Annotated in this window: 7 protein-coding genes and 1 pseudogene; 6 read left to right on the forward strand and 2 right to left on the reverse strand. The window is 35.3% G+C overall.

The annotated features are described in order from the left end of the window. Positions 1–250 precede the first annotated feature (250 nt). A complete protein-coding gene (locus ACIQ7L_RS27990) occupies positions 251–1,204 on the forward strand; it encodes an NAD(P)H-dependent flavin oxidoreductase (protein ID WP_400573474.1) in 954 nt (317 codons plus the stop codon). Positions 1,205–1,426: 222 nt separating this feature from the next. On the opposite strand, the gene ACIQ7L_RS27995 is transcribed toward ACIQ7L_RS27990, so the two are convergent. Beyond that, positions 1,427–1,852, reverse strand: a complete 426-nt coding sequence (locus ACIQ7L_RS27995) for a GNAT family N-acetyltransferase (RefSeq protein WP_400573476.1) — start codon at positions 1,850–1,852, stop codon at positions 1,427–1,429. A 321-nt stretch (positions 1,853–2,173) separates the two neighbouring features. Here ACIQ7L_RS27995 and ACIQ7L_RS28000 point away from each other — a divergent pair, with 321 nt between their 5' ends. After that, entirely contained in the window at positions 2,174–2,374 is a 201-nt protein-coding gene (locus ACIQ7L_RS28000; protein WP_400573478.1) for a hypothetical protein, read from the forward strand. A gap of 61 nt (positions 2,375–2,435) precedes the next feature. After that, the gene (locus ACIQ7L_RS28005; RefSeq protein ID WP_400573480.1) at positions 2,436–2,813 is read left to right on the forward strand and encodes a hypothetical protein; all 378 of its coding nucleotides are present in this window, start codon (positions 2,436–2,438) and stop codon (positions 2,811–2,813) included. 177 nt (positions 2,814–2,990) lie between these two features. On the opposite strand, the gene ACIQ7L_RS28010 is transcribed toward ACIQ7L_RS28005, so the two are convergent. Next, entirely contained in the window at positions 2,991–3,917 is a 927-nt protein-coding gene (locus tag ACIQ7L_RS28010) for a polysaccharide lyase family 20 protein (protein WP_400573482.1), read from the reverse strand. Positions 3,918–4,247: 330 nt separating this feature from the next. Here ACIQ7L_RS28010 and ACIQ7L_RS28015 point away from each other — a divergent pair, with 330 nt between their 5' ends. The 3 genes and pseudogenes from ACIQ7L_RS28015 to ACIQ7L_RS28025 all read left to right on the forward strand — a co-directional run. Beyond that, positions 4,248–4,436: a hypothetical protein gene (locus ACIQ7L_RS28015; RefSeq protein ID WP_400573483.1), complete on the forward strand. Its 189-nt coding sequence runs from the start codon at positions 4,248–4,250 to the stop codon at positions 4,434–4,436. A gap of 482 nt (positions 4,437–4,918) precedes the next feature. Further along, positions 4,919–5,782, forward strand: a complete 864-nt coding sequence (locus tag ACIQ7L_RS28020) for a serine/threonine protein kinase (protein WP_400573485.1) — start codon at positions 4,919–4,921, stop codon at positions 5,780–5,782. Between the two features lie 226 nt (positions 5,783–6,008). Beyond that, a pseudogene (locus ACIQ7L_RS28025) lies at positions 6,009–6,425 on the forward strand (helix-turn-helix transcriptional regulator); the annotation flags it as partial. Between the last annotated feature and the right edge of the window lie 191 nt (positions 6,426–6,616).

Below are 6,616 nucleotides of genomic sequence, written 5' to 3' on the forward strand. Positions count from 1 at the left end.
GTGTCAACTCCACTCGTATTAAGCATCTCTTGAAGATGATACACGAGAAACCCCCACTTCAAGATCCGAAGGAGATAAGTGGCGGGAGTTTTCATAGAATATTATTCGAACATTTTGTGAAAAACAACAAAAAACACCACAAACTACTAGGAGTAGGTATTAATTTCCTGGTGTCCATCCAAAACGCTATGTTACACTAAGGGAGTTTTAACGGTCCATTCTAAAAATAGTAATGAAATGGGGTATTTAATTGAACTTTCCACAATTAAAAATCGGTCATATGATGCCAAAGGTTCCAATTATGCAGGGAGGTATGGGCGTAGGTATTTCATTAAGCAAACTTGCATCTGCTGTAGCAAATGCTGGAGGAATTGGAATTATATCAGGAACTGGAATTTCCATCGACGAAATGAGACTACATATAAGGAAGGCGAAGGAAAAGGTACAGAATGCCGGCTATATTGGAGTAAACGTTCTTTTCGCGATGAATGATTTTGCTGAAAAAATGAAAGCGGCCATTGAAGAAAAAGTTGATTTCATCATATCAGGTGCTGGGATTTCAAGAGATATGTATACTTGGGGCAAAAAGGCCGGCATACCAGTTATTTCAATTGTTTCTTCAGCGAAGCTTGCTAAATTATCTGAACGCCTGGGTGCAGCTGCAGTTGTTGTAGAAGGTCATGAAGCCGGAGGACACCTCGGAACCGAAAGACCTTTATTCGATATATTACCTGAAGTAGTTGCAGCGGTTAAAATTCCCGTAATTGCTGCTGGAGGAATTATGAACGGAAAAGATCTTGCTCGTGCCTTAAGTATGGGGGCCTCTGGAGTACAGATGGGGACGAGATTTGTTGCAAGTGATGAGTGTGACGCACCCTTATCATTTAAAGAAAAATATGTAAATGCTCGAACGAAAGATACTATGCTGCTCAAAACAACTGTAGGTCTCCAAGGTCGTGCAATTAAGAATAACTTCACTGAACTGATAGCTGATGATAAAAAGATAAAAATAAAGAAGTGCATGAATTGCCTAAAAAATTGTTCTTATCGTTTTTGTACGCTAGATTCTTTGATAACATCAATGGATGGTGATTGTGAGAATGGTCTTGTTTTTGCTGGCGCAAGAGTGCATGAAATCAAGGAAATTCTACCAGTCAAAACAATCATCAACAATATCATGACAGAATATAAAGCCTGTATCTAAGCAAGAATTAATGTCGATCCTCTTATATTCATCTGAAGAAGATATGGATACTGAATGATTCTATGTTGGGGTTCCACCTCATACCATCAACCTAAGATTTTGAAGTATCCCCAAAACGAAAATTTCATCCTTTCCTAGTTGTCCATAGGAATTTAGTTAGTTTTGGGGAAGAATGTATTTCTTAGCTTGATAGCGATGGGGCGGGACCCCAATATAAATTTTTTAATCACATTTCGTTATTACAGTAAACATTCCTGTCATACTAGGTGAGTAATCCTTAAAATCATATTTTTCATAAAATTTTTCTTTTCCCTCTGATGCAAATAATCCTACAAACGCTTTATTTGGTGCGTTTTCTTTTAGATATTCTACTAACGCATTCATAATTTTTTTGCCAATACCCATTCCTTGATAGTCTGGATGAACTACCACATCTTGAATGTAAAAGTAAATAGCTCCATCCCCAACAATTCTTCCCATTCCTATGGTCTTACTCTTATCCTTAACTGTAACGGCAAAAACAGAATTTTTTAATGATATTTCAGCAACATCAAAGTTCATATAATCTTCCCAACCCACAACTGAACATAAATATTTATATTCTTCTAATGTTGGTGCATAATTTGAGATTGTATATTGTTTTTCCATAAATCCTCCCCCTATCTCTCTATAATTTCAAGTTAGCATTTTTGCACTTCTTTTTCTTCCGAATGTTCAGATTTAAGTATATATTATATTCATGTAAAAGTTAACATAATCCCCCAGTGAAGTAGAAGGAACATCTATGCTAGGAAACGTAAAAAAATTAAAAAAAGATGAGCTTATAGGGGGATCACTCCATGGCTATCAACCTAACAATAGAAACTACCCCAAAACGAAAAAATAGGATGAATCCTTATAAATAACTAACTATAGAGAAACAAATTTTTGTGTAGGGTCTACTTAAAGGTATTAAATGATATTGAACGAATGAAAAAATGGGTTTATAAAATATTTGTTGCAGATCCTGGAAGAGGAGACACAGGTGAACGAGAACTTTGGGCTGGTAAGATGGCTTATGAGTTAGGTGATTTTTCTACAGCTAGAGAGTATTTAAATATAGCTAATAAGAAATCCAGAGGTAGATGCTTTAGTATAGAAGATGGGAAATACTTAAAATTTTTTAGTTAGAAGACTTTAAGCAGGGATTTACAGTTATTTCAAATGATATAAATTAAGGGGGGATTATAAAATGTGTATTTCTATTTATTATACTGCAAACCGTAAGCAAAAGCTTAATACCACTGAACAGGAAGTCATTGATAAATTGATTTCGGAACATTCCGTCGATAAAGAAATTGAGAAATATAATAATACGGGTGGAGGATATAACTGGGAGGGTTTTACAGTATATAATCAAGAGAATCAAATGGAAGATGATATAATCTTCGAGGGTTCAACCAGGTTATCCGACAACAGTGATGATGCAATATGGGAGGGTGTTCAACATTGGACTGCATTGCTTTCACAAATTCGGTGTGTCATTTTAGGTGCTGAATGGCACGTGCATGTAGATGATCACGTTCTTGTATGGGATGAGGAATACTTAGAATATGACTTATCAAAATAAGCTGGAGTTTATATTAAAAGTACACGAAAACTATAAAAACACCTTGCCTAATAGGGTTCATTCAGGATACATGTGAAAACGGGTCATAACATGGAATGACCCGTTTTACTTTTTATATAATTATATCTTTCATAACATTAGTAAGTTTGTGTTAAAATCGTAAATCTTTTGCATCACTCACTTGTTCCGGATGTCTGTTTTTCCTTTTTTTGAGGAATCATCTTTGATCACCATATCCTGGTATGTCGCCCGTTCGCTTCCAATCTTGACATCGGTGATAAAAATCTTCCGTTCTTTTACCGGACCAGGTTTCGGTTCGCCATACTTCGGTTTCCACTGTGGGTGGTAAAGCCCTGTCTTGAGGTAAGGTGTACGCGCACGTGTAGCATAGGCATTAGGACCTTGCACTTCCCATACAACCTTTCCATCCTTCCATATTTGTAGCAATCCGTCGCTTCCTGATGACCACTTTGCATGGATTACCCAAGAAGACCAAACTCCTTTTTGCACCAGTTCATCCAATGTCTTAGAATCGCGCTCTATATTCGAAGTAGGACCAAATGCTCGTTGTATATTCCATCTGTCACCTTCCACTGTAATAGCCAATTCCGGAAAATCCCGATCCACCCGCTCACTGCCGAGTACGGCGTGCCATTGCATGACGATATCGTTGCCACCGCCCTTGTCGAATACCCAATCCTGCGGGATATAAATCCGTGCTGTATACCAACGTTCGTGGAACCCTTCTTCGTATGGCTGTGCAATTTCCGAACGGAACTGTCCTCGAGAATGCGGAACAACGAACTGCACTGCTTTGTGATCTCCCGTCATGTCGGGTGCATCTACTATATGTACACGCTGCGCGATCGTATCAGTATCTAGGCTGGTACGGTTTTCCGAGTCGTTGATAGCTATTTTCCATTTTTCTAGTCCGGATTGAAAGTTATCTTCTAACATAATAGGATCGTTTGCTTCCTTAAACTTAGACTTCTTTTCTTTTTTGGAGACATCCGATTGAGTCATTGTCTTTTTTATATCAACCAGAACGATACCACCTACAAGTAAACTGACGGATAGGACAAATATAGCAAGAATTTTTTTCATCGTTCATCACACTCCATCTAGTTTGTTTTTCTTTAGTAACTTCACCATATAACGCTGTAAATGTCACATCCTATTTGGTTAAAATTTGATAATCTCGTATTTAACAGTACTCCAACAGAAATCCCATTCCTCAAGCACGTGTAGGGCATAGTTCAGGTGGTAGGGAGAAGTCATTTTCATAAGCCTAATGCTGATAAACTGGAGTTTTCTCTATAAGAGATTGCTGCATCGATTTTAAAGGACTATTAGAAAGTATAACGCTTTTTTAAACTTGGAGGTAGTTAATATTCTTAAGTTGATGGATGTGTAGCGAGACCCCAAAATGCAAATATGTATTATTGCATATCAAAATGTATTGATGAACTTGTAAGTGCTTACTATAATAGGGGTATAAAGATTTCTTACAGCTTACTACTCAAGAAAAAAGGAGGACATAATATGGAAATCGCAATGGCAATTTTAAAATTTGTAGGTGGAGTAATTCCATTAGTTCAAGAACTTTTAAAAGCATTTATGTAAGTTTATCATTCAGCAATTATTTATAAGAATTATCATACAAATGATCTGCATATCAAAAATGAATTGATATGCAGATCATTTGCGTGAACAATGCACAAAAAATCCCCAAACAAAGTGCAGGAATCAAAAGTAAACCTTTCATTCATCCTCCGCTAACTTGATCTGTTTGTAGGGGCTAATTGAAACACATGTAAAATTAGGTCACAGGAACACATAATTTATTTCAGTTGCTAAGATAGAAAATTCTAATATAGTTGTTAAAAAAAGATGGTGTGATTTGGAATTTCACACTATCTTTTTTTGTTATCCTGTATAATAAGAAAAAGAATATTTTGATAGTTTTGGATGTAAATAAGGACAGTTATTTGAAAGGAGTGATGTTTGATGAAAAAACAGAAGAAAATAAAATATGAGGTAAAAACAATTTGAGCATGCGTATCATACCTCTATAAACTACGCTCGCTCAAAGTTAGGAGCAGCGCGTGATAAATATCGCAATAGGAAAAAATCAATACCCTATAACAATAGCTGCGTATCATAATTTTAATTGGTTAAAGGATGTAGAAGTGTTTACTGTTTTTGATCAGCACGATTCAGGCAATATTAGCTTTGGTATTATTGAAAATGGGCAGCGTTACTTTTTGAAGTATGCTGGTGCACGCAATTTAGAATACAAGGGCAATATAGAGGATGCAATCCAACGATTAATGAAGGCAAAAGAAGTGTATGAACAAATTCAACATCCTTTGCTAGTCCCATATATTAATTCCATTCAAATGGAAAATGGATTTTGCTTAAGGTTTCATTGGGTTGATGGGGAATGCATGCACAATCATTGGGATTTTACACCGTATGAAAAGTACCATGCACTACATTCGCCGTTTGTGAAGTTAAGACAATTATGTGTGACTAAACGACTCAGCATATTGGCACAAATTTTTGAATTTGCAGCGTATGTTGAGTCATTAGGATACGTCATGGTTGATTTTTATGACGGTAGCATTTTATATAATTTTGAGCAATCAAAACTTACGATTTGTGATATTGATTTCTTTCAAAAAGCACCTGTATTCAATAAAATCGGGGAGGATTTTTGGGGATCAAGTCGCTTCAAAGCACCTGAGGAATATGAACTACATGCACAAATTACAAGTGAAACGAATGTGTATGTACTAGCAGGAATTGCTTTTGCCTTTATCGGTGGAAAAAGTGATAAAAGCTATGAAAAATGGGAAAGTACACAAGACTTATATAATGTATGTCAAAAAGCTCTACATAAAGAAAAAGCTAAAAGATATCCTACTATTCAAGCATTTTATGAAGCGTGGCTTGCATATATAGAATAAATAATCGGGGGCTAGTTTTCATTAAGACCTTTAAAATTATAGAACTTTATTATTCTTCAAAATAACAAGTTGATGCAATATTATTCAAATTTTAAATAATTTTAATAGCCTACTGTTATCTAAGTTGATAGTAGGCTATTGCATTTTAGAGGATAAAATTTACTTATTACTAATTGAAAATAAACTTATATAATGGATAATAAATTCCATATAGAGGTGGATGTATATGCCTAAAATTGACAATATACTAGCAATTCTATGGATGCTTAGTTCAGGTGAAAAAATTACTGCAAAACAAATTTCAGAAAAGTTAGAGATGAATATAAGAACTGTGTATCGTTATATTGATACACTTTCAACAAGTGGTGTACCTATAATTTCAGACACAGGACATAACGGTGGATACACTTTATTGAACAATTTTATTAAAGCTCCTCTTTTTTTTGATTTTGAGGAGCAAACCGCACTATTTCACGCTGCTATTTTTGCAGAAGAAGCCGGATATTATGGAGGTGAAGCACTAAATAGGGCTATTTCAAAGCTAAGAAAATATTCAAATCAAGAGCAGGAAACAAAGATAAACCAACATTTAGCCAGTCTTGAAGTAATAAGTCGATTAAGTTCCCTCTCTATCATACCTTTCGAGAGGACTCCTACCTCTAAACATATGTGAAGGTGGTGAGGTGAATCGAAAAAAATATTTTATGTTCAAGTAAAAATATAAAAACATACGTTCTTCTTTTGGTATAATATCCTTAACAAGGAGGTGAAAAAATGACAACGGAAAATCAAATAAATTATAAAACTCTTCAGATTTGGATTAAAAAAGGACAT

It is taken from the genome of Bacillus sp. NPDC094106 (assembly GCF_044764345.1).
Taxonomy (GTDB): domain Bacteria; phylum Bacillota; class Bacilli; order Bacillales; family Bacillaceae_G; genus Bacillus_A.